This window comes from Castellaniella daejeonensis, from assembly GCF_039523555.1.
Taxonomy (GTDB): Bacteria; Pseudomonadota; Gammaproteobacteria; order Burkholderiales; family Burkholderiaceae_B; genus Castellaniella; species Castellaniella daejeonensis.
In genome coordinates, this window is record NZ_BAAAFN010000015.1 from 522,702 (window position 1) to 549,521 (window position 26,820).

The 26,820-nt window shown below is 56.3% G+C and carries 26 protein-coding genes and 2 pseudogenes; 9 read left to right on the top strand and 19 right to left on the bottom strand.

All coding sequences use genetic code 11. From position 1 onward, the window contains the following. The first annotated feature begins 405 nt into the window (after window positions 1-405). Window positions 406-1,565, top strand: a protein-coding gene (locus ABD022_RS12105; protein ID WP_425545236.1) for an IS3 family transposase whose coding sequence is annotated in 2 segments (ribosomal slippage) — window positions 406-649 and window positions 649-1,565 — 1,161 coding nt in all. Because the reading frame shifts where the segments join, the coding sequence is not laid out codon by codon here. 18 nt (window positions 1,566-1,583) lie between these two features. On the opposite strand, the pseudogene ABD022_RS12110 reads toward ABD022_RS12105, so the two are convergent. Beyond that, a pseudogene (locus ABD022_RS12110) lies at window positions 1,584-1,730 on the bottom strand (LysR family transcriptional regulator); the annotation flags it as partial. A gap of 363 nt (window positions 1,731-2,093) precedes the next feature. Between ABD022_RS12110 and ABD022_RS12115 the strand changes: the two are divergent. The 3 genes from ABD022_RS12115 to ABD022_RS12125 all read left to right on the top strand — a co-directional run bounded on the left by ABD022_RS12115 (window position 2,094) and on the right by ABD022_RS12125 (window position 7,354). Beyond that, window positions 2,094-4,439, top strand: coding sequence for a heavy metal translocating P-type ATPase (locus ABD022_RS12115; protein ID WP_113934566.1), 2,346 nt, complete (start codon window positions 2,094-2,096; stop codon window positions 4,437-4,439). A gap of 154 nt (window positions 4,440-4,593) precedes the next feature. Then, window positions 4,594-5,079 (top strand): hypothetical protein, encoded by a 486-nt coding sequence (locus ABD022_RS12120; RefSeq protein WP_343821474.1) that lies wholly within the window; start codon window positions 4,594-4,596, stop codon window positions 5,077-5,079. Window positions 5,080-5,128: 49 nt separating this feature from the next. Continuing rightward, window positions 5,129-7,354: a DUF3141 domain-containing protein gene (locus ABD022_RS12125; protein ID WP_343821476.1), complete on the top strand. Its 2,226-nt coding sequence runs from the start codon at window positions 5,129-5,131 to the stop codon at window positions 7,352-7,354. A gap of 228 nt (window positions 7,355-7,582) precedes the next feature. Here ABD022_RS12125 and ABD022_RS12130 read toward each other — a convergent pair whose 3' ends face one another. From ABD022_RS12130 to ABD022_RS12175, 10 genes are all read right to left on the bottom strand, one after another. Further along, complete coding sequence (locus ABD022_RS12130) at window positions 7,583-8,299, bottom strand: M23 family metallopeptidase (RefSeq protein ID WP_343821478.1); 717 nt, start codon at window positions 8,297-8,299, stop codon at window positions 7,583-7,585. 132 nt (window positions 8,300-8,431) lie between these two features. Next, entirely contained in the window at window positions 8,432-8,848 is a 417-nt protein-coding gene (locus ABD022_RS12135) for a DUF411 domain-containing protein (RefSeq protein WP_290198990.1), read from the bottom strand. Between the two features lie 52 nt (window positions 8,849-8,900). Next, window positions 8,901-9,374 carry a c-type cytochrome gene (locus ABD022_RS12140; protein WP_113934570.1) on the bottom strand — a complete coding sequence of 158 codons (474 nt, stop codon included), beginning with the start codon at window positions 9,372-9,374 and terminating at the stop codon, window positions 8,901-8,903. 12 nt (window positions 9,375-9,386) lie between these two features. Further along, a complete protein-coding gene (locus ABD022_RS12145; protein ID WP_343821483.1) occupies window positions 9,387-9,896 on the bottom strand; it encodes a cupredoxin domain-containing protein in 510 nt (169 codons plus the stop codon). A gap of 66 nt (window positions 9,897-9,962) precedes the next feature. Next, a complete protein-coding gene (locus tag ABD022_RS12150) occupies window positions 9,963-11,099 on the bottom strand; it encodes a copper resistance protein B (protein ID WP_343821485.1) in 1,137 nt (378 codons plus the stop codon). After that, window positions 11,096-12,940, bottom strand: a complete 1,845-nt coding sequence (locus tag ABD022_RS12155; protein WP_343821798.1) for a copper resistance system multicopper oxidase — start codon at window positions 12,938-12,940, stop codon at window positions 11,096-11,098. Before ABD022_RS12155 ends, ABD022_RS12150 begins: the two co-directional genes overlap by 4 nt. 196 nt (window positions 12,941-13,136) lie before the next feature. Beyond that, window positions 13,137-15,095: a protein-disulfide reductase DsbD gene (gene dsbD, locus ABD022_RS12160; protein WP_343821486.1), complete on the bottom strand. Its 1,959-nt coding sequence runs from the start codon at window positions 15,093-15,095 to the stop codon at window positions 13,137-13,139. A 271-nt stretch (window positions 15,096-15,366) separates the two neighbouring features. Continuing rightward, on the bottom strand, window positions 15,367-15,909 hold the full coding sequence (locus ABD022_RS12165; protein ID WP_343821488.1) for a YncE family protein: 543 nt from the start codon (window positions 15,907-15,909) through the stop codon (window positions 15,367-15,369). Further along, window positions 15,873-16,532, bottom strand: coding sequence for a beta-propeller fold lactonase family protein (locus ABD022_RS12170; protein ID WP_343821490.1), 660 nt, complete (start codon window positions 16,530-16,532; stop codon window positions 15,873-15,875). The genes ABD022_RS12165 and ABD022_RS12170 overlap by 37 nt, the downstream gene beginning before the upstream one ends. After that, complete coding sequence (locus ABD022_RS12175) at window positions 16,519-16,779, bottom strand: DUF2933 domain-containing protein (RefSeq protein ID WP_290198988.1); 261 nt, start codon at window positions 16,777-16,779, stop codon at window positions 16,519-16,521. Before ABD022_RS12175 ends, ABD022_RS12170 begins: the two co-directional genes overlap by 14 nt. 521 nt (window positions 16,780-17,300) lie before the next feature. Here ABD022_RS12175 and ABD022_RS12180 point away from each other — a divergent pair. Then, a complete protein-coding gene (locus ABD022_RS12180) occupies window positions 17,301-17,984 on the top strand; it encodes a heavy metal response regulator transcription factor (RefSeq protein ID WP_343821492.1) in 684 nt (227 codons plus the stop codon). A gap of 2 nt (window positions 17,985-17,986) precedes the next feature. Next, window positions 17,987-19,393: a Cu(+)/Ag(+) sensor histidine kinase gene (locus ABD022_RS12185; protein ID WP_343821494.1), complete on the top strand. Its 1,407-nt coding sequence runs from the start codon at window positions 17,987-17,989 to the stop codon at window positions 19,391-19,393. Between the two features lie 72 nt (window positions 19,394-19,465). On the opposite strand, the gene ABD022_RS12190 is transcribed toward ABD022_RS12185, so the two are convergent. From ABD022_RS12190 to ABD022_RS12210, 5 genes are all read right to left on the bottom strand, one after another. Beyond that, window positions 19,466-19,696, bottom strand: a complete 231-nt coding sequence (locus ABD022_RS12190) for a multicopper oxidase domain-containing protein (protein ID WP_343821496.1) — start codon at window positions 19,694-19,696, stop codon at window positions 19,466-19,468. Window positions 19,697-19,794: 98 nt separating this feature from the next. Further along, window positions 19,795-20,136, bottom strand: a complete 342-nt coding sequence (locus ABD022_RS12195) for a DUF3024 domain-containing protein (RefSeq protein ID WP_323030485.1) — start codon at window positions 20,134-20,136, stop codon at window positions 19,795-19,797. A 65-nt stretch (window positions 20,137-20,201) separates the two neighbouring features. Beyond that, entirely contained in the window at window positions 20,202-21,749 is a 1,548-nt protein-coding gene (tnpC, locus tag ABD022_RS12200) for an IS66 family transposase (protein WP_425545224.1), read from the bottom strand. A gap of 77 nt (window positions 21,750-21,826) precedes the next feature. After that, the gene (tnpB, locus tag ABD022_RS12205) at window positions 21,827-22,159 is read right to left on the bottom strand and encodes an IS66 family insertion sequence element accessory protein TnpB (protein ID WP_217086257.1); all 333 of its coding nucleotides are present in this window, start codon (window positions 22,157-22,159) and stop codon (window positions 21,827-21,829) included. After that, on the bottom strand, window positions 22,156-22,575 hold the full coding sequence (locus ABD022_RS12210; RefSeq protein WP_217086256.1) for a transposase: 420 nt from the start codon (window positions 22,573-22,575) through the stop codon (window positions 22,156-22,158). The genes tnpB and ABD022_RS12210 overlap by 4 nt, the downstream gene beginning before the upstream one ends. A gap of 80 nt (window positions 22,576-22,655) precedes the next feature. On the opposite strand from ABD022_RS12210, the pseudogene ABD022_RS12215 reads away from it, so the two are divergent. Continuing rightward, a pseudogene (locus tag ABD022_RS12215) lies at window positions 22,656-23,018 on the top strand (integrase core domain-containing protein); the annotation flags it as partial. Window positions 23,019-23,073: 55 nt separating this feature from the next. Here the strand turns inward: ABD022_RS12215 and ABD022_RS12220 are convergent. Both ABD022_RS12220 and ABD022_RS12225 read right to left on the bottom strand, forming a co-directional pair. Beyond that, window positions 23,074-23,427, bottom strand: a complete 354-nt coding sequence (locus ABD022_RS12220; protein ID WP_325126415.1) for a nuclear transport factor 2 family protein — start codon at window positions 23,425-23,427, stop codon at window positions 23,074-23,076. Between the two features lie 5 nt (window positions 23,428-23,432). Next, window positions 23,433-24,461 (bottom strand): NADP-dependent oxidoreductase, encoded by a 1,029-nt coding sequence (locus ABD022_RS12225; RefSeq protein WP_343821504.1) that lies wholly within the window; start codon window positions 24,459-24,461, stop codon window positions 23,433-23,435. Between the two features lie 87 nt (window positions 24,462-24,548). Between ABD022_RS12225 and ABD022_RS12230 the strand changes: the two genes are divergently transcribed. After that, window positions 24,549-25,148 (top strand): TetR/AcrR family transcriptional regulator, encoded by a 600-nt coding sequence (locus ABD022_RS12230; protein WP_343821506.1) that lies wholly within the window; start codon window positions 24,549-24,551, stop codon window positions 25,146-25,148. Window positions 25,149-25,224: 76 nt separating this feature from the next. Here ABD022_RS12230 and ABD022_RS12235 read toward each other — a convergent pair whose 3' ends face one another. Beyond that, the gene (locus ABD022_RS12235) at window positions 25,225-25,905 is read right to left on the bottom strand and encodes a haloacid dehalogenase type II (RefSeq protein WP_343821508.1); all 681 of its coding nucleotides are present in this window, start codon (window positions 25,903-25,905) and stop codon (window positions 25,225-25,227) included. A gap of 152 nt (window positions 25,906-26,057) precedes the next feature. Here ABD022_RS12235 and ABD022_RS12240 point away from each other — a divergent pair, with 152 nt between their 5' ends. After that, entirely contained in the window at window positions 26,058-26,765 is a 708-nt protein-coding gene (locus tag ABD022_RS12240) for a glutathione binding-like protein (RefSeq protein ID WP_343821510.1), read from the top strand. Window positions 26,766-26,820 lie beyond the last annotated feature (55 nt).

A 26,820-nucleotide genomic window follows, 5' to 3' on the forward strand; every position in this document is an offset into this window, starting at 1 on the left:
TCATGAATATCAGGGAGGTGAGGTGTCACAGCGTTTACGGTTCTTGTTAGATACCAACGTCCTAATTCCGTTACAGGACTCCCAGCAAGTACTCGAAGACAGCTTGGCGAACTTCGTACGCCTGGCAAGCATTGGCGGCCATCAATTGATGTATCACCCGGCCAACATTGCTGATTTCGAACGAGACAGCAATACTATACGGCGCCAAAGAAACCTACAACGTATTAGACAATATCCCGCCCTACATGAGCCTGCCCCCTGCGCTTGGAACTCTGACGAGACTAGTCCTAATGATGCATGTGACAACGAACTACTCTATGCACTTCACTGTGATGCTGTGAATCGGCCCGGCTACCCTAGACACCCATTTGCCTCATAATGAGGATATCTGGAGGTGTCATGAGCATGAGCGCACAACCGAAGCGATTTACCGAAGAATTCAAGATCGAAGCCGTTCGCCAGGTGACTGAGCGTGGGCACAGAGTGGCCGATGTTGCTGAGCGGTTGGGAGTGAGTGCCCACAGCCTGTATCAGTGGCGTAAGCGCTATGGGCAAGCAGATTGCACGGCAGTGCGCCGGGAAGCTGATCAGGCGGGCGAGGTTCGTCGGCTAAAGGCAGAGTTGCGGCGTGTTACCGAAGAGCGCGATATCTTAAAAAAAGCCGCGGCGTACTTTGCGAAGCAGTCCCAATGAAGTACGCCTTTATTCGGGACCACGCAGAACAATATCCCGTTCGCCGACTGTGTTCAGTACTGAAGGTCCATCCCAGCGGATACTATGCGTGGCGACGCAATCCTGAGAGTCGCCGGGCCAGAGAAGATGGTCGGTTACTGAGGCTGATTCGACAAAGCTGGGAAGACAGTGGCCGGATCTACGGCTACCGTAAGGTCACCCATGATTTGCGTGACATAGGCGAGCATTGCGGTCGGCATCGCGTCGCCCGACTCATGCGCCAAAACAGAATACGCTCCCAAACGGGATATCGACGCCGTCCTGGACACAAATACGGTCGGCCCAGTGCTGTAGCACCCAACCACTTGCAACAGCAGTTTGATGTGCCAGCGCCCAATAAGGCTTGGGTAACCGACATCACTTATATCCGTACACATGAAGGGTGGCTGTATTTGTCGGTGGTGCTGGATCTGTTCTCCCGTCAGGTGGTGGGATGGTCCATGAGCAATACGATCAACAAAGAGCTCGTTCTAAATGCATTACTGAGTGCCGTCTGGCGTCGTCGCCCTGCCGGGGAGGTGATCATTCATTCCGACCAAGGTAGTCAGTTTGGCAGCCACGACTGGCGTGACTTCCTACGCGATCACATGCTGACGCCCAGCATGAGTCGGCGTGGCAATTGCTTTGATAATGCGGTCGCAGAAAGCTCTTTTCAGTTGCTCAAACGCGAGCGTATTCGTCGAAAAGTCTATCCCACGCGGGAACAGGCCAGGGCTGACGTCTTTGACTACATTGAAATGTTTTACAACCGTAAACGACGACATGGCTATGTGCAGCAGCTACCGCCGGTGGAATACGAAAAGCGTTATTTTTTGAAGAACGGGACTGTCTAGAAAACCGGGGTCGATTCACACAAACAGTTTCGCCCCAAGATCTTCCTCTAGCTCCTTAATCGTCCGCGACAACGGCGACTGTTCAATATGTAGTCGCTCGGCGGCACGTGCGAAATGCAGTTCTTCTGCAACTGCAAGAAAACAACGAAGGTGGCGGAGTTCCATCGAGCCTCGCTTCAGAACTTAGGCGCCTAAGGACGGCATTTAGCGAAAACGCTAGTATTAGAAACAAAAAATGCTGCCGTGTACCATTAGCACATCCTCTAACAGGAAAAGTCACAGTCGCCCCCTCTCGCATTTATCGGCAAAACCGCTTCCGATATAGATGACGAGTACTACTGATTGATGTGATTTCCTTGCAAATTACCAGAAGATAATTCCTTTACATAAAGATTACACAAATGTAATGGACTAGTAATCAGAATGTCAGGGGAAAGAGACCCGACTATGGCATGATGAAATTGCATAAGCTTGATCCCTGGACGCTGCGTTCCATAATTTCATCTCGCAACAGAAGGCATTGGCATCATGAGCAATAAAAATCTGTCTCCCGAACACGAGCACAACGATGCGCATCCGCCCAGTCACAACGCTGCCCTTACAGATCCCGTGTGTGGTATGCAAGTGTCAAAAGACTCGCCCTATCACGTCGAATACAAGCGAAGGCACTTTCATTTTTGTAGTGCCAAATGCATGGGCACATTCAATAAAGCACCAGAACAGTTTCTGACGCCCGCATCGGGCCGAGACGATAAAGACCTTGAACAGAGCGTTGCACCGGGAACTATATATACATGTCCCATGCATCCTGAAATTCGCCAGAATCGTCCGGGCAGTTGCCCCAAATGCGGCATGGCGCTTGAGCCGTTACTGCCTAGTCTCGATGACGATAACCCGGAGCTCAGGGATTTCTCGCGTAGATTCTGGTGGACGTTGCCCTTCACCATTATCGTTACGGTTCTCGCCATGTTCGGACCACAACTCGGGTGGTTCAGCATGTCGGCACAAACATGGATCGAACTGGTGCTATCGACACCCGTTGTGCTCTGGGCCGGCCAACCTTTCTTCATTCGCGGTTGGCAGTCGGTTATCAACCGCAGCCCCAACATGTGGACGCTCATTGGCCTCGGAACGGCAGCTGCATACGTCTATAGCGTTGTGGCCACGGTGACACCCGACGTCTTCCCAGACACCTTCATGTCCATGGGACGGATTGCCGTCTACTTTGAAGCGGCGGTCGTCATCATCTCGTTGACGCTGTTTGGTCAGATTCTTGAGCTGCGGGCGCGCTCGCAAACGTCGGCGGCCATCAAGTCGCTGCTTGGCCTGGCACCCAAGACGGCACGGCGCATCAACGCCGATGGCTCCGAAGAAGATGTGCCGTTGACCCATGTCCACGAGGGTGATCGCCTTCGCGTGCGGCCCGGCGAGAAAGTACCGGTTGACGGCACTGTCGAAGAGGGCAGCAGCTCACTGGACGAGTCGATGCTGACGGGTGAACCGCTGCCCGTAAGCAAACGCCCCGGTGACAAGGTGATCGGCGCGACAATGAACACTTCCGGCTCACTCGTGATCCGCGCCGAAAAAGTGGGCTCGGCGACGGTTCTTTCGCAAATCGTTCAACTTGTGGCACAAGCCCAGCGCTCGCGGGCGCCTATGCAACGGATGGCCGACGTCGTTGCCGGCTACTTCGTGGTAGCGGTGGTCATCATCGCAGTCGCCACATTGATCACTTGGGGCCTGATCGGGCCGCAACCAAGTTGGGTGTACGGCTTGATCAACGCGGTTGCCGTGCTGATCATCGCTTGCCCATGTGCACTGGGGTTGGCTACACCCATGTCCATCATGGTGGCGACAGGACGCGGTGCTACACAGGGTGTGCTGTTTCGTGATGCGGCAGCCATCGAGAATTTCCGCAAGGTCGATACCCTGATCGTCGACAAAACAGGCACTTTGACCGAAGGCCGCCCGACGTTCGAACAAGCAGTGCCAGCGAATGAAGCAACTGCAGATGAAGTGCTGCACTTGGCGGCCAGCCTGGATCAAGGCAGCGAACATCCGCTTGCTCACGCCATTGTCCAGGCTGCACATGAGCGCGGCTTAACACTCAGTGCGGTTGAAGATTTCGAATCGGGTAGCGGCATTGGCGTTCGCGGCCACGTTGATGGAAAGCGGCTCGTCCTGGGTAACACCGCCTTGATGCAACAAGAAGGTGTTGATGTCTCAGTCATGACGCAAACGGCGGAGCAATTGCGCGCAAAGGGCGCGAGCGTCATGTTCCTGGCCGCAGAGGGAAAATTGACAGGTCTGCTGGCGGTCTCCGACCCAATCAAGCAAAGCACGCCACAGGCAGTACGCGATCTTCAGCACGCCGGCATTCGGGTCATCATGGCAACTGGCGACGGCATCGCTACAGCCCACTCCGTTGCCAAGCAGCTGGGCATTGATGAAGTACACGGAGAAGTAAAGCCGGCCGACAAGCTGGACTTGGTGACCAGGCTTCAGGCCGAAGGACGCGTCGTCGCCATGGCGGGAGACGGCATTAACGATGCACCGGCATTGGCGAAAGCCGATGTGGGCATTGCAATGGGCACCGGCACCGATGTAGCGATGAACAGCGCCCAAGTGACTTTGGTCAAGGGCGACTTGCGCGGCATTTCAATCGCCCGTGATCTGTCCGAGAAAACGATTGCGAACATGAAGCAAAATCTAGGTTTCGCGTTCGTCTACAACGCGCTCGGCGTACCGTTGGCCGCCGGCGTGCTCTATCCCCTCACGGGGCTGCTACTTTCGCCAATGTTTGCGGCACTGGCAATGAGTTTGAGTTCAGCGTCGGTGGTCTTCAACGCACTAAGACTGCGCAAGTCCGTCTGACCACCAGTCGCGACGGTGCCAACACTTGAATAATGCTTGAGCGTCGCAGACATTGCTGTTTTGTAATGTCCGCGACATCGTTTCGACAGTTCCTCCTCAGTATAGTGAATGCAATGACCATGCTCGTGGTCACTTTCACATAAGGAGCGTCATCATGAGAAGGATCTGTTTAGTTGCGTCCACCATTATTCTGAGTTCGGCCAGCGCGCTGTCGTGGGCTCAAACGACGGACGGGCATAACGCACACCACCCAGCGGGAGCAGGCAACAATGAAACTTCGGTTTCTGAAAAATCGATAGTGGCAGATCCGGCGCTTCTGAAGCAGAAAATGGATACCCATATGAAGGCCATGCACGCCTTTCATGAAAATATTCAGAAAGCCACACCTGAAGAACGTAGTGCCCTCATGCCCGAGCACCTCGATTTGATGAAAGAAGGCATGCAGCTAATGGGTATGGCATCGGCTGGCATGCATGGTACGGGAATGATGGGAAACGCTCACTCTCAAGCTGAGAAAAGCCCGTCGGCAGCACCGTCCGGCGCAGATCACGAGATGATGCTGAAGCGGATGGACATGATGCAGGCCATGATGCAAATGATGATGGACAGAATGCCCGCAGCAACCACTACTTCCCCATAATCGCGGCTTTCTGTTAACAAACTGCGCTGGCGCACGGGAGGGAGCCAATATGAACGCGGAAACACGGAACAACTCGCAGGGTAAAGGCCGCGACACGGCCAAGCCAAAAACCGATACTGCCAAACTGCCACACCTTGCTACTCTGGCAGAGTATGCAGTTGACACCTGGCAACGCGGTATCCTTTACGCAGACGTCATACGCCAACGCGGCAACCAGTATCAAGCGCATCTGGCTGAGCGCGTTCCAAATGTTCTGAATTTCCTTTCCGAAGTGGTGATGTCCGGCAAAGACTTGCCTCGCCCAGTGAACTATTGGCTGGTACGGATAGTGCCGCCTCACGACAAGCCGGCAGATCATATGAAACGACCCTTCGTCGTGATTGATCCTCGCGCTGGCCACGGTCCGGGCATCGGAGGCTTCAAAGTCGATAGCGAGATCGGCGTGATAATAGACGCTGGTCACCCTTGCTATTTCATTGGCTTTCTGCCCGACCCCATAGAGGGGCAAACGATCGAAGACGTGATGCAGGCCGAAGCGGCCTTCCTTGAAAGAATAATTGAATTGCACCCGTGCCCAGAAGGCAAGCCAGCCGTCATTGGCAATTGCCAAGCCGGATGGCAAATTCTGATGACCGCGTCCATTCGACCAGAGCTGTTCGGACCGATCATTGTCGCCGGAGCACCGCTTTCCTACTGGGCGGGCTGGCGCGGCCGTGACCCCATGCGCTATACCGCCGGGCTGCTTGGTGGCAGCTGGCTAACTGCAATGTCTAGCGACATGGGCGCCGGCCGCTTCGACGGCGCGTGGTTGGTGCAAAACTTCGAGAATCTCAATCCAGCCAATACGCTCTGGAACAAGCAACACCATCTGTACGCAAACGTCGACACAGAGGCGCCTCGCTACCTGGACTTCGAGAAATACTGGGGTGGATACGTCTACCTCAATGATGTTGAAATGCAGTACATCGTTGACAATCTTTTCATCGGCAACCGTCTCGCCACCGCTGAGCTGCATACCTCGGATGGTGTACGCATCGATCTACGCAACATTCGCTCGCCGATCGTAGTCTTCTGCTCCTATGGTGACAACATCACACCGCCACCACAGGCTTTAGGTTGGATTACTGACTTATACGGTGACGATGAAGACGTATTAACCCACGACCAAACCATTATCTATGCTACGCATGAGAGCGTCGGCCATCTGGGCATATTCGTGTCCGGCGCGGTCAGCCGTAAAGAACATCACAAATTCACTACCAATATTGACTTGATCGACGTGTTACCCGCAGGCATATATCGCGCAACGATCACAGAGCCCGCACAGAGAAATGTTGTGGCACCTATCAATAACTTTGAGCTATCAATTGAGCCAACTAATGTGGCCAGTGCGCGTGAGATTGTTCAGCCGGATCCAGAGAGCGACCGGCGCTTCAACGCTGTGGCGCAACTCTCGAAGATAAATTTAGGGCTGTACCGCCAATTTTTGCAACCATGGGTACGTCACACATTTACGCCGCAGGCGGCGCAGTGGTTACAGGCCATGCATCCGTTGAGGGTCTCTTACGAATGGTGGTCGGACCACAATCCGTTGGCACCACAAATTGCTGAAGCAGCAATCAAAGTTCGCGAGCAGCGCGTAACGATTGATGAGGACAATCCTTTTCTCCAGATGCAGCGGATTGTGTCGAAAGCCATTACCCAGACGCTCGACCAGTGGCGAGATATGCGGGATTCGGGCTATGAGCGGGCTTTTGAATGGATTTACGACTCGCCCTGGATGCGCATTCTCGCTGGACAGACAGGTAGTGATGAGCCAGCCCGCGCGGTGCCTTGCACTTCAGTTGATCACGATACCTTGGTTCAGCAGAAGCTCGCAAAGCTACGTGCCGAGCTCGCCGAAGGCGGCGCGGTCGAGGCAGGCATCCGAGCCCTGATTTATATTCACCGCTTTTGTAGTTCGATCGATGAGCGGCGCGCGAACCTGATGCTCGAACTACATCAGCCAGACTGCCACCGTGGCTTTGACATGGCTTCTTTCCGTCATACGGTGCGCCGCCAAGCCAACATCATGCGGCTTGACGAGGTGGCCGCAATTGTGACCCTTCCCCAGTTGCTGGCCCGTGACAATCCAGCCCGCATCCGAGAGATCGCGTACGCTATCGAGCGTACACGCGACTTTGCGCCGCTGTCCGCAGCAGAAGAGTCAGGTCTGTCGCAGATGTTGAAAGTTTTCGAAGTTGCTGCCGATAGCCCCGCTTTGAGGCTACCTTAGAGCTGGTAAGAACTCACCGCGCCTGCCGAGAAGCGTGGAATAAAACTCAGTAGTACCCTGTCACTCGGCTACAACGCGCTCGGCATACCGCTTGCAACAGGAGTGCTGTACCCGTTCACCGGGCTTTTGCTTTCGCCAATATTTTCGGCACTGGCAATGAGTTTGGGGTCAGCGGCAGTGGTCTTCAACACCCTCCGACTACGAAAATCGGTATGAATTGAAAGAGTGCTAATCCTTGCCGACTAACACTCGTTCAATGCGTGGAAATTCCGCCTGTGCAAGCAACAACTGTCGCTGAACGTCTGTGCCGTCAATCGGATCATTGCCAGCGTACAGCTGGTTTGCACTTGACGGGTCGATCGGTTCATTGTTCAGCCAAACCTCGTAGTGTAAATGGTTGCCAGTGGCTGTTCCGGTCGCACCCACATAGCCGACCGTCTCTCCCTGAGGAACCACCGATCCCTTCTTCAGATTTCGGGCGAATCGACTCTGATGCGCGTAAAGTGTTGAGAAACCCGCCGAGTGCTCAATAATGACGACTTTTCCGTAGCCGTTCTTGCGACCAACAAACGCTACAGTGCCGTCAGCGGTCGCTCTGATCGGTGTTCCTTTGGGGGCCGAATAATCGATGCCATCGTGGTGCTTCTGTTTACTTTGAACGGGATGAAAGCGCAACCCAAAGGGAGAACTGACCTTGGCCTTCGCCGCACTAATTGGCTCAGAGAAAAACGCTTCACGCAACTTCTCTAGTCTGGGCGTTTTGGCAATCGTGCCTGATACAGCGGGAAGCTTAAACTGTTCAGCAATAATGGAGAAACTCGATGCCTCTGCCTTTACGTTGAAGACGGCAAGTGAAACCATCGAAAAGGCGATCATGCCGACAATTCGAAACGAGTTTTTCAGTTTATACCCAGGAATAAAGGATGCAATTTTACGCTGCGGCATAATTCAAATGTTTCTCTTAAAGATACTTTTTTGCCCGCGGCTCCTATACCGCAAGCTGGCGAAGGGAGAGAACGGTCAGCCTTTTTCTACTGAAAAAACGACATCCGCCACAGACCCCGTATCGGGCGACACCTAATCTCTGGAGAAAGGCTTGCCGGCGAAGTCAACCGTAACAAGGTTTCCATCAAGCTCGCCCATCCCTGGCGCATTCAAAGGCATGCCCGGTGCCGAAACACCTCTCACTGATGAGTCTGCCAACAGCTTGTTCACCGCGCTCGCCGGCACATGACCCTCGATAATCTGACCTGTACCCTCGACTACGGCGGTGTGGCATGAACTTAGCGTCATGGGTACGCCCAGCTTCTGCTTGATTGAAACCATACTACCCGTCTTGATGGCGTTGACTTCAAAGCCGGCATCACGCATATGATCGACCCAGCCGGAGCAGCACCCACAATTCGGATCCTGGTAAACGGTGATAGCATTCCCAGCTGCGTGGGAAAACGAAGTTGTGGTCATGAGGGCGACCGCGGCGAACAAAACTCGCATAAAAAAACTCCATATAAAACTAGCGTCGGACGCAGGGCGACGGCCGCTAGCGCTATTGGCGCCGCTGCAACGTCACTTCTTTTTGTGCCTGTAACACTTTAGGCGGCCAATCGCTTTTGATATAGGCCAGTACAGCAACGATCTCCTCATCGGTCAGGATTCCCGCATATGCAGGCATGTCGCTCTCATAGCCCGGAGGCGCCGTTTTACCTGGCACCAAGCCATTCTTGACCATATCAAAGAGCATCGCATCCGGGTGGTGCCACGTATGGCCGGTCTTGTCGTGAGGCGGCGCAGGCAGCCTTCCATTGGGAAGACGCTGGCGCCAATTCGGCTGCCCTTGCAGCGCCTCCCCGTGGCATGCGGCGCAATTATTCGCGTAGATCGCCTTGCCCGTCACCACGAGCATATGATCAGCAGGATCGATAAATGCCGGCCCCGCATCGCGCCCCCCGTAATACAACAAGGCAGCAGCCCCTGCGACCAAGACGCCGACAGCCCCAAGGATGAACCGCTTTTTTGACATATCGGCGCTGTGTTAATCGACCTTTACCTTGCCAACCATCCCGGCCTCCATATGCCCTGGGATCAAGCAAGCAAAATCAACAGTGCCAGCCTGGTCGAACTGCCACACCAAGCCACCAATCTTACCCGGTGCAAGCGTAATCATGTTCGGTTCCGAATGCTTCATCCCTGGCATCTTTTGCATCTCGGCAGCGTGAGCCTTTAAATCGGCAAGCGACCCAATCACCATTTCGTGCGAAATTTTCCCAGTGTTTTTAATGAAGAAACGAACCGTCTCGCCTGCATTAACCTTGATATCACTGGGTGTAAATCGCATGGTATCGTCCATCGTCAGTTCGATCGTGCGAGTCACCTTGGCCGGGTCACCGGGTTGGCCAATAGGGGAAGGTGCATTCGACATTGTGGACATATCATGGCCTGGCATGCCGTGCGAGGGCATGCCATGACCACCGCCATGGTTGCCTGCCGCTAATGCGATGGTGGGTAGCACGCTCAAAGCCAAAATGGATAGGGATTTCTTCATCAAAAGGACTCATTTAAATTGTGTGTGGCAGCGGTTTCCGGCCACCTATGTGAGAAAAAGCCGGCTTCAAAACCGGAAACTCAACCCCGCGACAAAACGGGTTTCTTGCTTGGCTTCGCCTTCTGCACGCGCGTAATCCGCCGTCTTCCCGAATTTGCTGGACCACTCTACGCCAATGTAGGGTACAAACTGACGAGTGACTTCGTACTTTAGGCGCAAGCCCGCCGTGCTGTCCGACAGACCGCTGCCGATACCCCGGCGTTCGTCGTTCTTGCCATAGAAATTAACCTCTACGCTCGGCTGAAGGTAGAGCTTCTGGGTAAGCAAGATGTCGTACTCCGCCTTCAACCCCAAAGCAGTACGTCCACTGGGGCCCACATAAGCGGTGGCGTCTACATCAAACCAGTAAGGCGCAAGCCCTTTAACACCAAATGCCAACCATTCCCGGTTCGGCGCACCGTGGCCATGATCGAAACGCACGCCCAATTCCGTATCCCAAAAGGTTGACGCCGCATGACGCCAAAGTAACTGCGTCTTGGATTCCTGCAGTTTGCCACTCGCGATTTCACCCTCTGCCTTGATCACCGCGCGGTTATAGGTGCTGCCATACCATGCTTCGCCCTCATAGGCCGCCCATTCCTCCCCCCGCGCCTTGACGTACTCCAGGCGGTCAAAGTAAACGGAACCAAAGTTATGCGCGTCCGACATAATCAGCGCCTCTGACGGCGGCAAGGCATACTTGCCCGCATTACGCACGTAGCCATCCGAGTAGGCATTCGGATCGCGGGCATCGGGTGGCGCCGATCCGCCTTGCATTTGCATGTCGCCATGGTCCATTTCACCACCGCCCATATCCATTGCTCCCATATCGTGAGCAGGAGCAGTTGGCGCTGTGTTAGCTTGGCCATGGTTCATACCGGGCATGCCATCTGCTGGCTTAGGCGCAGCGGTTGACTTCATTTTCATCGTGTCATGGCCCATGCCAGGCATATTCATTTTGCTGTGAGCCATGCCAGGCATGTTTGCTGCACCGGCAGGAGCCGAGCTGGCCGGCATGGCGGTATGGCTGCTATGAGCATCATGCGCTTGGGCGTTGGCAAAAAGCGGCGTTGCACCGAGCGTTGCGATGGCGACCCCAAGAATACGTTTTCTTATACGAGTATTCACGGCCAGAATTCCCTTTTTCTCGTTTATTGAGTTCATGCCACCACCACTTCGCGAAACATCCCCATATCCATGTGCAACATCAGATGGCAGTGCCAGGCCCATCGTCCGAGAGCGTCGGCTGTCACGAGAAAACTGATACGCTGGGCGGGCTGCACGGGAATCGTGTGGCGACGCGCTTGAAACTGTCCGTCAGGCGTTTCGAGTTCGCTCCACATCCCGTGTAAGTGCATGGGATGCGTCATCATGGTGTCGTTGTGCAAAATGACCCTGACCCGCTCTCCGTAACGAAAGTGAACCGGTGTCGATTGACCGAACTCCACGCCATCGAATGACCACGTGTAACGTTCCATATTCCCTGTCAGATGAAGCTCGATTTCACGCTCTGCACCGCGTGGATCCATCGGCCCGCCCATCGTGTGCAAATCCGCCAGCGTGAGGACGCGCCGTCCGTTATTGCGTAAGCCGATACCGGGATCGTCCAGATTGGTGCGCGGCATATCGACCCGCATGTCGGTGCTGGCGCCGTACTCGGTTCGGGCATGACGCACTTGGGTGCTGGCACTGCCTGCGCCCATTGCGCCGTGCCCCGCGCCAGCCATGCTTGCGTGGTTCATCCCTTGCATGTCGCCATGGTTCATTCCGGTCATATTTCCATGGCTCATCCCGGGCATACTGCCATGGCCCATGCCGCTGCCGTGATTCATACCACCCATGGAGGCATGGCCCGCTGCGCCATGACTCATGCCCGCCATGCCGCCGCCCATTGCCCCCATCATGTCAGCCATGTCCAGCCATTGCACGGGGTCTAACGCCGGTACGGGCGCCTCCAGGCCGGCATGCGTGGCTAAGGTGCCGCGCGCATAGCCTGTACGATCCATCGCTTGCGCATAAACTGTGTAAGCATCGTCTTTGGGCTGCACCAATACGTCATAGGTTTCGCCGGGCCCGAAACGGAACTCATCGACGGTGACTGGCTCGATATTGACGCCGTCGGCTTGCACGACCGTTAAGCCAAGGCCTGGTATCCGCACGTCGTAGAAGGTGTTCGCCGCCCCATTGATGAACCGAAGGCGGACGCGCTCGCCAGGCCGAAACAGCCCCGTCCAGTTCCCGGCCGGCGTGGTGCCGTTCATCAGGTAAGTGAGGACATCGGCCGACAGGTCGGCAAGGTCCGTGGGACTCATGCGCATTTCATTCCACATCTTGCGCTTGTCCACGGCCACTTTCAGTCCCATGTCAGAGACATCTCGGAAGAAATCCACTGCCGTGGGCTGGTTATAGTTGTAATAGTCGCCTTGCATCTTCAGTTTGGCGAGCACTCGCATAGGGTCTTCGTCGGTCCAATCGGACAGCTGGACAACATACTCGCGGTCGGCGCGTATGGGGTCCGTTTCCGCAGGGTCGATGATGATTGCCCCGTAAACGCCGGTGGCTTCCTGCATGCCCGAATGCGAGTGGTACCAATAGGTGCCGTTCTGCTGCACCTTGAAGCGGTAGGTGAAGGTTTCCCCAGGCGGTATGCCCGTAAAGCTGATTCCTGGCACACCGTCCATTTCAAAGGGCAGGATGATGCCGTGCCAATGGATGGAGGTAGCCTCTTTCAGGCGGTTCTTCACCCTGATGGTTACCGTGTCGCCCTCGCGCCACCGTAGGGTCGGTGCAGGAAGCGAGCCATTCACGGTAGTTGCCATGCGGGGACTACCCGTGAAGTTGACGGGGGACTCGCCGATTTCCAGATTAAATTCGGTTCCAGTCAGGAGCTGCGCGGAACCCGTGCTCGTTGGGTTTGACTGCATTCCCAGGGCTCGGGCATAAGGCGACAGGCCAAGAAGCACACCGCCAGCAGCCAACCCTTGAACAAAGCGGCGACGGGGCATAAGTGGTACGGGAATAGCGAGCGTAGTGCGGCGTTTCACGCGAGGCAATCCTTTTGAGGTCAAATTGTGATTTGGGCTTTTTTTAGCGATCCGATGCCTACGCGACGAACCACTTCTTAACTTTAATCAAGTACGGCTGTCTGGCGCATGACGGCAGAATTACATTTTTGTAATCAAAGAACATTGCGCAGGGCTCTCACAGCGGAATTGCCGCATCCAATGAGCGCAGAAACTTCTTTGCTGACTGAAAGCCGACGACTTGAAAGTCGATTTCCTCGCCCTGCCTGTCGAAGAAGATAATCCCAGGCGGGCCGAGAAGCCCAAAACGCTTGAGCAGCGCTTGATCGGCCGCATTATTGGCCGTCACATCAGCCTTGAGCAAAATGACATCCTTCAGCCTGTCCCTAACCTTCGAATCGGTGAATGTAAATAGCTCCATTTCCTTGCACGACACGCACCAATCCGCCCAGAAGTCCAGCATCACATAGCGGCCATCGGCAGCTTGCAATTGCGCATCAAGCTCAGCAAGACTTGTGATTTTCTGAAACTGAAACGCGCCATCAGAGCCTTCCCGGTCGATTGACGCGCTCGAGCTCACGAAGGCGCTCAAGGGCTGCAGGATGTCGCGGCTCCCCGATAATGCGCCGACAAAAATTGCCAAACCCAGTGTCAAGGCGATTATTCCGACACCCTTTCCAAAGCGAACAGCCCCGGGCGAGGTTGCGGGCAGCGGATCCAGCGCCTTCAAGTACATGGCCGAAATGATGAGCAAAACGGCCCACAAAATCATATGAACGACGGCTGGGACTACCGGGGAAATGAGGTAAACGGCGACAGCGAGCATGGTGACACCAAAGAAATGCTGTACCGATCTCATCCATGGACCCGCTTTGGGCAGCAGTGCCCCTGCTGTCGTCCCAAAAATCAAGAGGGGTACGCCCATCCCTATGGCCATCGTGAATAGAGCTAAACCGCCCAGTACCACATCTTCGGTTTGTCCGATGTAAAGCAATGCCCCCGCAAGCGGCGCTGCAACGCACGGCCCCACGATGACAGCCGAGAGCACTCCCATCAAAAACACGCTTACGACCTTACCTCCGCCCCGGCGATTTGCCGCGCCAGCCAATCGAGTCTGTATGGAGGCAGGTATTTGCAACTGGTAAAATCCGAACATCGAAAGCGCGAGCAGCACAAAGACGGCTGCAAAGCTTCCCAGAACCCACGGGTTTTGCAGATACGCCGCCAACATGGTACCGGCCATGCCGGCCGCCACGCCGGCCAGGGCGTATGTCACTGCCATTGCTAAGACGTACACCAGTGACAGGCCGAATGCATGCCGACGGCTAAGCTTGTCACCCTGACCAATAATCATGCCGGACAGGATGGGAATCATGGGCAGCATGCAGGGGGTAAAAGCTAGAACCAGGCCAAAACCGAAGAATGCCGCGAGCAGCGCCCAAGTGTTGCCTTGCGCGAACAGGTCCCGCACCAAACTTGTGTCAGAAACCGACTTCCTGGCAGCTTGATTGGGCGCCGTACCACTTTCGTCAATCGACTGTTGCTCAACAGCAGGCTGAATCGAAACTGCGGGCGCAGCCGAATTTGCCAGCGAAATCGTGAGGGTTTGCTCCATTGGCGGATAGCAAACCCCTGTTGGATCGTTACAACCCTGGAGAGATGCGCGCAAACGCACCAACTCCGGTTTATCACTTGCCGGGCGATTCAATGTGATCAGGGCCTCTATCGAATCGTAATAAACCTCGACCGGCCCGAACGTGGGATCATCTTTGAGCTTTCCTTTCGGCAGCGATACGTCCGCAATCGTCACATCTTGCGAATTCTCAATATGGAATGCAATACGATCACGGTATAGATAATAACCTTGGGCAGCTGTTAATGTGGCAACCAAGGTGTCCCGATTCTGAGCAGAAACGGCCACCTGAAACGCTTCTTCCGGCGGTAGCAACTCTTGCTCTTTAGGTGCGCCGCCGAACAATCCTCGAAGAGAATCCAATACACCGCCTGATGAAGCGGCGGCCAAGGCTGGAGCAACCGATGCTGCTGGAACGGAGCCAACGGCATATGCGTGGCTAAAACCAGTTAGCCCAGCCAGTAGCAACGTAAGCGCCGCTACGATTAAACGAACTGCTTTCACCAGCTACCAACCATACAGATTAATGGAAACCAACTAATGTAATCTGCACCTGCTGTCAGTCGCGTTACCTAGAGATTACATTTTTGTCATGTTTCTGCAGCTGCCTTCGATGAAAAAATTTCTCTGAGAGACCAAGGGGTGATTTATCCTCTTAATTGGGCCGCAGCAAAGGTGGTTTCGAAGAGCATCGAACAACGCACAACAGAAACAGAGAAAGGCGCTTCCCGGGCGGCTACCGCAGTTCCGCAGTAGCCGCCCGGTAGACTGTGCCCTACGGGAGGGCACGATAAGTGATGCCATTTGGAGCGGAACCGACCTTATAAGTCCCGACTACGGCCTGTGTAGCTGTGTCGATGGCGCTCACGGTATCGGCCTTATTGTTCGTAATGAACACCCACTTGCCATCATCACTTGCCACCACCCCGTGCGCCCCCATGCCCGTCGTTACAGTATCCACAACGCGCTGTGTCCCAATGTCGATTACAGACACCGTATTATCGGGATCGCTATCACTGCCTTGGTTGGCCACGTACATTTTTCTGCCGTCTGGCGTGGAAAAAAGCTGAATCGGGTTGCGCCCCACTTGGATCTTACCGGTGACTTCCCGAGTACCCGTATCGATGACGGCAACACTATTCTCATCGCGCAGTGACACATAAACCTGTGCCCCATTCGGCGTAAATGCGACCTGAACCGGCGCTTTCCCTACAGGGATGCGTGCAGACTCTTTCAGATTCTCCGCGTCGATTACCGACACGCTATTGTCAGTAACGTTCGCTACGTATAGCTCACGCCCATCCGGGCTGAGACGCAACCCATGGGGGGGTAACTGCCGGTAGGAATTTCGGCGACAACGGCTTTCCGGCTGATGTCGACTACCGTTACCTGGTTCGCATCAGCATTGGTTATAAAGGCAAGATCACCACCCTTGCTAGTGACGACGTGGGCAGGATGGTCGCCTGAAGGCAGCGTCGCGATGAGTTCGCCTGGCTTGCTTGCATCCAGGAGCACCAGCGCCGCTTGGGCACCGTGGCCGTGCGTAGCTGCTGCGGGTGTTGACTGGCTCTCTACACCACCATGGCCTCCATGCCCCTCCGAAGGTGCGCCAACGGCCAGGAGAAATTTGCCATCAAGTGATATTTGGACGTTATGAGGGACGACGGGTATATCAACCGTACGGACTTCGCCTGAGCTTAGTGTGATCGCGCTGATGGAGCCATCGCCCTCGTTAGCGCTATAGACGACTCCGTGGGCTGGCGAGGCAGCATTCGCCACTCCTATGGTGGCAGCGAGTATAGCTGTAATCAAGCTAATATGGAACTTCTGCATTTCAAACTCCAGAACGGAAACAGCCAGGCGTTGGTGAGAGGACAGCCGACTGCAAGTGGGACTCTGTTGAACAACCGTAGACAAACCGATCCGCTCAACGTCGTTCATCGACAATGTTGCTCGTTTCGGACAGCGGCACCGCTGGTGCCTCACGCTGCGTGGTCTCTTGTTCTTTGTGGCAAGAGTGCATGCCTTTCATCATGAAGAACATCATCAGGGGGCAAATCAGAAAGAACAATGCTGGTGCCAAGGCTGTGATCAATTCACGGGCGGCGGGAAAGGTGGCGTAGGCAACGGCAATCACAGCGGCCAGGCCGGCCCCCGCTTTTAGCATCATCTTGATATCGCATTTCATGGTGTATTTCCTTGTGTGAGTTGCGGTGATCGCTAAGCTGCATGGTCAGCGTGACGCGACCATAAGAAGCAATGTAACTGGGCAACGCTGTCAAAACCGTTGCGATTCGATTACATATTTGTCACCCACACCGGAGCTGCACGAAACACAGCAACTTTTAAGGCCCAGCACCTCACAACACATATCTTTGCCGCCGTTCTGCCACAAACCAACACAAAGCACCTAAAGCACCATTACAAAAATGTAATCATTTCGTCATGATCCTGTTCGGAGGCGTATCCTAGACTGCGATGTACTGGCCAGCCTTAGCCAAGTTCACTGCATTACCGGCTATGAACCTTCCGCGCAGCCTGAACCCGGCAGTAACTGTCGAGCATTATTTTTGCCGCAACATCGCAGACTCATGAACACGCATGCTGCTGGCTTACGCGCCGATGGAAACGTTTATCGCTACCACTAAGCGATGAAGTCCGTAGCAGTATTTTTTAAGCGCCACAACCAGGAACCTGAGGAATGCAGCCATGAAACTGCTTCTCGTTGAAGACGAAGTCAAGACCGGTGATTATGTCAAGCAAGGCCTGACCGAATCCGGATTTATCGTTGACCTTGCCCGTAACGGATTGGACGGACACCATTTGGCGCTGACCGGATCCTACGATCTGATCATCCTGGACGTCATGCTTCCCGATGTCGAAGGCTGGCGGATTGTTCAGGCATTGCGAGCGGCAGAATCTGCGACGCCAGTCCTCTTTCTTACAGCACGCGACAGCGTAGAGGATCGCGTCAAAGGCTTAGAGCTGGGCGCTGACGACTATCTGGTAAAGCCATTTGCCTTTTCTGAACTCTTGGCTCGGGTGCGGACTCTATTGCGGCGCAGTGCAGCCCCGGTATTTAACGACCAGCTTCAGGTGGCCAATCTAACGCTCGACATTCCTCGCCGACGGGCGCAGCGTGATGGTGTGCGCATCGACCTGACCAATAAGGAGTTTGCGCTATTGGAGTTGCTGGTCCGTCGCCAGAGCGAAGTGCTGCCGCGCTCTTTGATTGCATCGCAGGTATGGGATATGAACTTTGACAGCGACACCAACGTCATTGACGTTGCCATCCGCCGACTGAGGGCCAAGATCGATGACGATTACGAGCCCAAGCTGATTCATACCGTCCGAGGCATGGGTTATATGCTGGACGTCACACCTTCTGCTTGACGATGAAGCGACGACCCGCGTCTCTCGCTTTACGGCTGACGGTCTCTATTGGGGCAGTGATCACGATCGTGCTGCTCTGCTTCGGCTGGATGATCGAGCGGTCTATCAATAACCATTTCATTCAGCAGGATGTGGACGAGTTGAACGCAGTGGTTCAAGCGTTGAAGCACACGCTCGCCACCGTCCCGGCCAACGAAAGCCCTGAAGCATTTCGGGATCGTTTGGCGAATGCCGTCTCGGGCCACCACAACGCACAGTACCAGATTTCAACGTCCACCGGCTCGGTCATTTATTCGACACCCGGCTCAGACCTGGCGAGATTTGCAGGCATTGCGCGACCCGTCGAGCGAATTTCCATTGACACGGTCGGCACATGGCAGGATCAGGGCGAAACATTCAGGGGTGCTCTGTTAAGAATGGAGTCCGAAAGCCTGCCCAAGATCGGGCCACTGACCATTGCCGTGGCAACCGGCATCAATTTCCATTTGCACTACCTCGAAAGCTTTCGCGGCTATCTTCGACTGATCATAATCGGCGCCTGCTTGATCGCCATTTTGGCTACCTGGATGGCGGTGCATCAAGGCCACGCACCAATACGACGCATCAGCCGCGAGATAGGAAGAATCAAGTCTGATCAATTACACATACGCCTGGATCCCGACAGCGTTCCCGCCGAACTGGTTGAATTGACACGGTCTTTCAACGAAATGCTCCACCGTCTTGAAGAGGTCTTCACGCGGTTATCGGAATTTTCGGGAGACATTGCACACGAGTTGCGCACGCCAATCACCAATATAAGAACGCAGACCGAAGTGGCGCTTTCGCAAGCGCGCAGCGTCGATCAATACCAGGAAATTTTGTATTCCAACCTGGAAGAGTATGAGCGCATGGCCAAGATGGTAGGCGACATGCTGTTTCTGGCGCAAGCGGACAACCATTTGCTTAAACCCGAGCTTGTTACAATCGACCTCGACACAGAAATACGTACGCTTTTCGATTACTTCGGCGCGTGGGCAGAAGAACGCAGGGTCTCTCTGGAATTGGTCAGCGAACGAGTATGTACGCTGGGTGACACGCTGATGATCCGGCGCGCCTTGAGCAACTTGCTGTCCAACGCCATCCGCTATACACCGCAGGAAAAGACCATCTCGGTTCACATTGAAGGCAATGGGGAATCTGTGAAGATTCGGATAGTGAACCCCGGCCCCCAGATCCCGCCGGAGCACTTGCCTCACATTTTCGAGCGCTTCTATCGCCCCGACGCCTCACGTCAGCGTTCTTCGGAAGGAGCCGGCCTGGGATTGGCGATTGCCAAATCCATATTCGAGGCACATGCAGGCCGAATTACAGCGACTTCAACCGAGCAAGAGACTGCCTTCGAGGTGCGACTGCCCGCGCAAACGTGTTGAAGCCTAACGAAACGTCTCTTCTGGGCTTGTTTGCCGGGCGGGGGCCTTAGGACAAGCGCATGTCCATGAGCATCAACTTACAGAAAATTGCCCCATCATCCCGTTGTCTTCGTGTTCAAGGATATGGCAGTGGTACATGAAGGGAGATGTCATCGCCGTCTGCGTGAACTTCACCAGAAGTTCGACCGGCTCTTGGGCGACGACGGTGTCCCTCTGCCCTTGATCACGAATACCAGGGGCCGAACCATTACGGCTTAACACCTCGAAGTGGACACCATGGATGTGGAACGGATGCGCCATCATGTCGCCAGAAACCTCCCAAACTGAAGAAAGCCTGAGTGAGCGACACGGCGATGATCCGTTAGCGTCCGGTGAACACACCTTGAGGTTCTGGTTGACGCTTAGCCCCAGAAGCAGCCGTAGGGGTCGGCATCGATCTCTTCAAGCACTTTATCCAAGGTCCGTGCTATAGCCAGAGGTTCATAGCTGTGCCACCGAAGGTCGGCTCGCATCCAGAAGACTTTCCAGGTCCTTTGTGTTTTGACCCATGTCGCCTTTGCGACGGGCTCGATCATCCGCGAACCATCGTATAACCGGCGATCCTCATGGACGATGATGGATTGGTTTTCAATGGAGTAGCCAATATCCAATTCATTCCGGATTTCTGGACGAGGACGGCGGCGTGCAATATAGGCAGTCATGGTGCGATTCACCCCTGCAAGCTCCAATTCACTCAATGCCATGGCTTTCCTCCGGTGTTGGTACGGCAGCGATGCCGGTAGGTGGGTCAGAATTCAACCGACGATGATCAACAGCCGGAAGTCGGCTGCCAGCGATGCGGCAGCAACTCCCCGATGCGGCTGTTCGGATGCGTGGGCAGGCGTGTGAGCACGTCCTTCAGATAGGCATACGGATCATGGCCGTTGAGTTTGGCCGACTGCACCAGACTCATGACCGCCGCAGCCCGTTTGCCAGCGCGCAAGGACCCTGCGAACAGCCAATTGTTGCGGCCCACTGCGACGGGCCGGATCTGTTGTTCGATCCGGTTGTTGTCGATGGGCAGCATCCCATCATCCAGGTAGCGCGTCAGCGCCACCCAGCGCTTCAGGCTGTAATCCAGCGCCCGGGCCGTGCCGGAACCCTCTGGCACCTTCTGGCGTTGGGCCAACATCCACTCATGGTATTTGTCGGCCAGCGGTTTGGCGACCTGCTGGCGTTGCCTCAAACGCTCCTCCAGGGACAGGCCCTTGAGTTCACGCTCGATCGCGTACAGGCTGCCGATGGACTCCAACGCCTGCGCGGCCACCGGGCTCTGGCTGGCCGCGTGCAAGTCGAAGAATTTGCGCCGGGCGTGCGCCATGCAGCCCACCTCAATGATGCCCTGGGTAAAGCAGGCCTTGTAGCCAACGTAATCATCGCAGACCAGGCTGCCCGTCCAGTCGCCGAAGAACTCCCGGGCATGCGCCCCGGCACGGCCTTCGGTAAAATCATAGACGACCGCGTTCAGGCCTTCGAACTGGCTCGGCGTGTAGGCCCACAGATAAGCCTTGTGGGTGGCGCGGCTGCCGGGCTTGAGCAACTTGACCGGGGTCTCGTCGGCATGCAGCACCCGGTGCGCCAGGATCTCGTCTCGCAGCGCCGCAACCAGCGGCTGCAGCGCGAAGCCGCAGGCACCGACCCACTCCGCCAGGGTTGATCGGGCGATCTTCAGCCCCGCCCGGGCAAAGATGCCTTCCTGACGGTACAGCGGCAGGTGATCAGCGTACTTGGCGACCAGCACGTGGGCCATCAGGCCAGGCGTAGCCAGGCCCTTGTCGATGACATAAGCGGGCATCGGGGCCTGGGTAATCGTCTCGCACTGAGGACAGGCCAGGATCGGGCGCACATGACGCTCGACCGTAAAGGTGCCAGGCGTGTAGTCCAGCTTCTCGCTAACCTCGTCACGCACGAACTTCAGCTGGCAACCGCAGGTGCAGTTCATGCTGTGCGGTTCGTGACGGATCTCGACGCGGGGCAGCTCAGGCGGCAAGGCGGCGCGCTTGGGTTGATCCTTAGGGGGCGTGACCGGATCGGCCTTGGGGTTCAAGGCCGCCAGTTGGGCCTCGATCTCGACCAGATCCTCGTCAACGGCTTCCTCCAGCAGGCTGCCCTGCACACCGAGCGGCAGTTGCTCGCCGCGCTTGCCGAACCGGAAGCGGCGCAGGGCCGCGATCTCGAAGGTCAGCTTCTCGTTGAGCGTCTTGGCGGCGGTGAGTTCCTGCTGCGTGCGCCCGAGCGTGTGCATCAGACTGGCCGCCAGTTCGCGCAATTGCGCGGCGTCCATGTCCTGCAGTGAGTCGGGTGCAACGGCTGTCATGGCGGGCAGTATGCCAGCAGGTGCTGCATCGCACCATCGGCATCAGCCCCGATTGCACAGCCTGAGCCGGTGCTAGCTTAGATGCAGTCGATGACGCCGGCATCGCCCAGGCGTTGCCAGGGCAGGCCCAGCACCAGAGCGCTGGCCTGCTCGTCGGTGAGCGTCAGGTGTGTGCCGCCTGGCGTGGGCCAGACGAACCTGCCCTGGTTCAGACGTCTGGTCGCTAGCCACACGCCGACGCCATCGTGCATCAACACCTTGATGCGTGTGGCGCGGCGGTTGGCAAAGACATAGGCATGATGCGGGTGTGCGGCCCCGAACACGCGCACCACCCGGGCCAGGGTCGTATCCAGGCCTGCACGCATGTCCATGGGATCGACGGCCAGCCAGATCCGGTCAATGCGGATCATGCCAGGACCAGGCGTGCCCACTGGGCCAACGCCTGGTGTTCAGCCATCGGCCAGTCCAGCGTGAGGGTCAGGCCTCGGCCACTGAGCGTGAGCGGGATACGGGCCTCGGGCTGTGACGGTTGTGTGGACAGCCGTTCGGTGGCGACCGTCCGGACTGGCACGAAGGGTAGCCAGTTCGCGGGCGCGGGCGCTAGCTCGGTGCGATCCCCAGCGGACTGGGCATCGGCATCATGCAAGCCCAGACGTTCGTGCTCGATGACCCAACGGCGCAAGACGTTGGGGTTCAGGTCATGTTCGATGGCCACCGCCGCCAGGGAGACGGCTGGGTCCATGCACTGGGCGACCAGATCGGTCTTGAACTGCGCGGTATAGGTACGGCGCCGACGGCGTGGCTTGCTGACAGGTTCTTGGTGCATACGTGTCCACGATATTTAAGCGGACACGTATGCTCTATCGGATGCTCAAACGGCTCAAGGTACGTTCACCGGACGGATACGACTTCTCCTTGCCCTCGGAGCGGGTTGTTCGTGCGTTAAAACAGATCATTGCCTGGCGCGGCAAGCCCCTGGCAATTCGTTGTGATAATGGCCCGGAATACCTGAGTTCAACGATCACAGAATGGGCACGCCGGTGGGGTATCAAACTGGAATACATCCAGCCCGGCAAGCCGCAACAGAACGCCTACGTCGAACGGTTCAATCGGACTGTACGGTACGAATGGTTGTCCCAATATCACTGGGAAGATCTGGATCAGGTCCAACGCGCAGCGACGCAATGGATGTGGTCCTACAATCACGAACGCCCAAATATGGCCTTGGGCGGTATCACCCCCAAACAGCGGCTGGCCATGGCTGCGTAACCTTCCTACTTCTGGCAATCGCTAAAAATGGGGGGATTACCATTCTTTCGATGCGTTACGATTCGATGGCTAGCGTTGTTTCTTCGATTCTATTGAAACGTCCATCTAGGCTTCGTTCTCCGAACAAATACACCTCTTGGATAATCCGACTGCCATCACGCCTTAGTAGATCGATCACATGGCGTTCCGCATAACGGTTGCCGTCGGAAAATTCGTCCAGCACGGTGATCGTGACGCGCCCCACAATCTCTCGAAGAGAAGCGATGCGAGCGAGAAAGGTGGAATAATCAACCCAGCTTCCATTCACTCGCTGACGGAAGGATGGAGCGAAGTGCCGCTCGACTGCCTCGGCCGCCGTTAGCTCCGGGGTGTTGAACAGATCCTCGATGGCATCTTTGATCGTGGCCATTGGAATCACTCCTGGCCGATGACCAAAAGAACGATCTTGCCGCGAATATGTCCTTGCGCTGCCCGCTCATGGGCCTTTTGCGCATTCGCCAAGGCAAACGTGCTGTCAATAGCGACACGTATTGCTCCCGTATCAAGCAAATTGGCAAGTTGTCCGAGTTGTTCTCCGCTTGAACGGACTTGCGTTGTCGAGACAGTAACGCCCAACTTCTCGGCTTCTTCGGCACCGGAGAAACCAAGGGGGAAGATCGGGAACAATGCGCCGCCACGCTTGAGCGTGCGCAGGAAACGACCAGTCGTAGGGCCGCCTACAGCGTCGATGACCAGGTCAACGTCACGGGCAACGTCCTCGGCGGCGGTCTTCGTGTAGTCGATGAACTCATCGGCACCGAGGTCACGCAAGAACGCTTCGTGCCTGCCATCCCCCACTGCGATCACGCGCGCGCCCTTCCATTTCGCAAGTTGCAGCGCGAAGTGCCCGACGCCGCCAGCCGCTCCATTGACGAGGACGGTTTTTCCTTCCAGCGGCACCGGCTCATGCTTGTGCGGTTGGAGCGGGTTCTGCACGTTGTGCCCTTGTTCGACCATGAACTGCCACGCGGTGAGCAACGACATGGGGGTGGCCGCCGCGTGGGCATGGTCGATGGCTTTGGGTTTGCGGGCGACCTCCGTGGCCGGCACGCTGACGTATTCGGCATAGGCCCGGCTGCCACCTGCCAGGCCACTGGGGAAGCGAACCATCGCATATACCTCGTCACCGGTAGCGAAGTTCTTGACGTCATCTGCTACAGCTTCGACGACACCTGAAATATCCGTTCCCAGGATCACGGGGAAGGACACCTTCGGCTGCCACTCCGCCGGCAACATCCTGTAGCCGTCACGCAAATACCAATCGGGGGGGTTGAGGCCGACCGCATGCACGCGCACAAGCACTTCTCCCCGCTGGAGTTCGGGCACCGGGGCGTCTTCATAGCGCAACACGTCCGGTCCGCCGAACTCATGTTGTTGAACTGCTTTCATCGTCTTGATCGACATGACTTTCTCCTTGAGCTGAAATGAGCTATCTTTAACGGAACGTCGCTCCGAATATACGGAGCACTGTTCCGTTTGTCAAGGAACCGTATGCGCGCAGATGCCCGAAAGAACTACAACCATCTACTTTCCGTCGCTCGAGACGTCTTCATGGAAGAAGGTGCCAATGCGTCGCTACGCGATATAGCCCGCAGAGCTGAGGTGGGCCTGGGCACGCTATATCGCCACTTCCCGAGCCGCGAGGCCCTGCTTGAAGCCTTGTTGCGCTCAAGTTTCGAGGCCTTGGCGACAAGAGCGGATGAACTCCAGAAATCGGGCGACTCTGCCGATGCCTTGATGTTGTGGTTGCAAGAAATCATTGCATTCACCCATGAGCATCGTGGCGTCATCGCACCGATGGTGAACGCCATCGAAGATCCGAATTCCGCGCTTCATGCCTCATGCATCACGTTGCGGGCCGCAGGCGCGGCGCTTCTTGCGCGTGCTCAAGCCGATGGGCGCGCACGGGCCGACCTCAATGGTTCGGAACTGTTCGACCTCATTGCTGCACTTGCCTGGCTTCGGGAGCAACCCTCGCACGCACCTCGCGCCGATCGTCTTTTCAGCGTCATTGCTGGCGCTATCTTGGAAATTCCCAAGAAATCGAAGGCGCGTAGTCATCCTGGCATCCAGACGAAAGAATGCCCCTGATTGTCGGCAGTTCGCGGTCCAGGCTGCGGAGCCCGCTTTACTTTAACCAAATGGCTTCCGCGAAAACCGGGGTGATTCACCCCGCCGCCCCAACCAAGGCAGGCAATTCATCCAGACCGCCGATCACAGCGGACGGCTTCACCCCCAGTTCATCGAACGTGTTGTGCTGGCGATTCACCCAGCACACCTGGAATCCGAAGTGGCTGGCGCCGGCCGCATCCCATGCGTTGGACGAGATGAAGAGAATTTCGTGCGCCGCAAGTTCCAGTGCCTGGCAGGCCGTCGTGTAGACGCGTGGATCGGGCTTGAACACTTTGACGCGGTCGACGCTGAGCAGGTGGGAAAAGTAGTCCTGCAGGCCGGAATGCCGCACGACGCTGTCGATCGAGAAAGCGGATCCATTGGACAGGATGGCCAGCGGCAGCCCCATGGCTTTCAGCTGCTGCAATGCGGCGGGCACCTCTGGATAGGGCGATAGCTTCAGGTAGGCGTCGCACAGCGTGGCGCTGGTTGCCGCGTCCAGGTCCAGCCGCAGTTGCCTGCAGGTGTAGACGAGCGCGTCATGGGTGGCCTGCTCGAACGGAATGTACTGGCCCATCAGGCTGCGCAGCCAGGTGTATTCAAGCTGCTTTTGCCGCCACAGGGCGCTGATTTCGATGCCGCGCCCGGGGTATGCGGCATCGCACTGTTGCACGACCGAATGAACGTCATACAGCGTGCCGTAGAGATCGAAGACGATGGCTTTCGTGTCCGTCATGGGGCGCTCCTGATTGCATGGTTGGGGGACAGGGCCCTGGCCTTGGATCCTGGATTCGAATCCGCTCATTATGTATCGCTTGGTACAGAATGGTCTTTTTAAATCGATTGATCTAAAATTACAAGCGCCGAATCAATATAGGACATGGCACGATGATCGAACTGTATTACTGGCCCACGCCCAATGGCCACAAAATCACGATGTTCCTGGAGGAAGCCGGCCTGCACTACCGGATCCGGCCCGTGGACATCAGCGCCGGCGACCAGTTCAAGCCGGAATTCCTGGCGTTTTCACCCAACAATCGCATGCCGGCCATCATCGATACGGCCCCGTCCGATGGCGGCGATCCGGTCACGGTGTTCGAGTCCGGGGCGATCCTGCTGTACTTGGCCGAGAAGACGGGCAAATTCCTGCCGGCGGGCATACGCGAGCGCAAGACGGTCATGGAATGGGTGTTCTGGCAGGTCGGCGGCCTGGGACCCATGGCTGGGCAGAATCACCATTTCGGCGTATACGCACCCGAAAAAATCCAGTATGCGATCGATCGCTACGTCAACGAGACCAATCGCCTGTATGGCGTGCTGGATCGCCGCCTCCAGGATCGTGCCTTCATCGCCGGCGAACACTATACGATCGCCGACATGGCGGCATACCCGTGGATCGTGCCGTGGAAGCGGCAGCAGCAGGATCTGGCCGCTTTCCCCAATCTGCAGCGGTGGTTCGACCGGGTGCGGGAACGCCCCGCCACCCTGAAAGCCTATGCCAGGGGAGAGCCCTTATCCAACAGGCCGTCGGTCACCGAGGAAGGCAAGAAGCTGCTCTTCGGGCAGACGGCGGCCACGGTCGCTTCGCGGGCGTGAACGCCACAGCCGGTTCCGGCGATGGGGGCCGGCGATCCCCGGAAAGCAGAAAGGC

Coding starts and splice junctions, on each gene's coding strand:
- ABD022_RS12130 (WP_343821478.1), bottom strand. CDS start 8,299: ATGCCGCAGCGTAAAATTGCATCCTTTATTCCTGGGTATAAACTGAAA.
- tnpB (WP_217086257.1), bottom strand. CDS start 22,159: ATGATCCGCATTGACCGGATCTGGCTGGCCGTCGATCCCATGGACATG.
- ABD022_RS12195 (WP_323030485.1), bottom strand. CDS start 20,136: ATGGCATTGAGTGAATTGGAGCTTGCAGGGGTGAATCGCACCATGACT.
- ABD022_RS12150 (WP_343821485.1), bottom strand. CDS start 11,099: ATGAACTCAATAAACGAGAAAAAGGGAATTCTGGCCGTGAATACTCGT.
- ABD022_RS12230 (WP_343821506.1), top strand. CDS start 24,549: ATGCGCGCAGATGCCCGAAAGAACTACAACCATCTACTTTCCGTCGCT.
- ABD022_RS12210 (WP_217086256.1), bottom strand. CDS start 22,575: ATGCACCAAGAACCTGTCAGCAAGCCACGCCGTCGGCGCCGTACCTAT.
- ABD022_RS12140 (WP_113934570.1), bottom strand. CDS start 9,374: ATGTCAAAAAAGCGGTTCATCCTTGGGGCTGTCGGCGTCTTGGTCGCA.
- ABD022_RS12115 (WP_113934566.1), top strand. CDS start 2,094: ATGAGCAATAAAAATCTGTCTCCCGAACACGAGCACAACGATGCGCAT.
- ABD022_RS12170 (WP_343821490.1), bottom strand. CDS start 16,532: ATGAACGACGTTGAGCGGATCGGTTTGTCTACGGTTGTTCAACAGAGT.
- ABD022_RS12235 (WP_343821508.1), bottom strand. CDS start 25,905: ATGACGGACACGAAAGCCATCGTCTTCGATCTCTACGGCACGCTGTAT.
- ABD022_RS12190 (WP_343821496.1), bottom strand. CDS start 19,696: ATGATGGCGCATCCGTTCCACATCCATGGTGTCCACTTCGAGGTGTTA.
- ABD022_RS12135 (WP_290198990.1), bottom strand. CDS start 8,848: ATGCGAGTTTTGTTCGCCGCGGTCGCCCTCATGACCACAACTTCGTTT.
- ABD022_RS12145 (WP_343821483.1), bottom strand. CDS start 9,896: ATGAAGAAATCCCTATCCATTTTGGCTTTGAGCGTGCTACCCACCATC.
- ABD022_RS12185 (WP_343821494.1), top strand. CDS start 17,987: ATGAAGCGACGACCCGCGTCTCTCGCTTTACGGCTGACGGTCTCTATT.
- ABD022_RS12155 (WP_343821798.1), bottom strand. CDS start 12,940: ATGCCCCGTCGCCGCTTTGTTCAAGGGTTGGCTGCTGGCGGTGTGCTT.
- ABD022_RS12175 (WP_290198988.1), bottom strand. CDS start 16,779: ATGAAATGCGATATCAAGATGATGCTAAAAGCGGGGGCCGGCCTGGCC.
- ABD022_RS12125 (WP_343821476.1), top strand. CDS start 5,129: ATGAACGCGGAAACACGGAACAACTCGCAGGGTAAAGGCCGCGACACG.
- ABD022_RS12225 (WP_343821504.1), bottom strand. CDS start 24,461: ATGTCGATCAAGACGATGAAAGCAGTTCAACAACATGAGTTCGGCGGA.
- ABD022_RS12120 (WP_343821474.1), top strand. CDS start 4,594: ATGAGAAGGATCTGTTTAGTTGCGTCCACCATTATTCTGAGTTCGGCC.
- ABD022_RS12220 (WP_325126415.1), bottom strand. CDS start 23,427: ATGGCCACGATCAAAGATGCCATCGAGGATCTGTTCAACACCCCGGAG.
- ABD022_RS12240 (WP_343821510.1), top strand. CDS start 26,058: ATGATCGAACTGTATTACTGGCCCACGCCCAATGGCCACAAAATCACG.
- ABD022_RS12180 (WP_343821492.1), top strand. CDS start 17,301: ATGAAACTGCTTCTCGTTGAAGACGAAGTCAAGACCGGTGATTATGTC.
- tnpC (WP_425545224.1), bottom strand. CDS start 21,749: ATGACAGCCGTTGCACCCGACTCACTGCAGGACATGGACGCCGCGCAA.